Raw genomic sequence first — 245 nt, 5'->3', positions numbered from 1 at the left:
GAAAATATGCCCATTCTTGAGAAACGATTAAGCAAGTATGAAGGCGACATTCAACAGTCAGAAATGTCGAAAGACCAGGCATTTTCTATGACGGTAGGTAAGCAAGCTTTTGATCAACGATCTGAAGCAGGGGAATCCCTACACCGTTTTATCCGTCATAATCAAGCTGACAGCAAAGAATTCCGTACCCTAGCAAGCTATCGAGGATTTGACATTAAAATGCTTAGTCTTCCAACAAATCAACC

The 245-nt window shown here is 41.2% G+C and carries 1 pseudogene; it reads left to right on the top strand.

The features are described 5' to 3' along the window. A pseudogene (locus tag HMPREF2701_RS11700) lies at window positions 1-245 on the top strand (helicase SNF2); the annotation flags it as partial.

It is taken from the genome of Streptococcus sp. HMSC077D04, from assembly GCF_001808785.1.
GTDB lineage: Bacteria > Bacillota > Bacilli > Lactobacillales > Streptococcaceae > Streptococcus > Streptococcus mitis_BX.
Note: the sequence above shows the minus strand (reverse complement) of the source record. Positions and strands in the feature narration are given on the sequence as shown.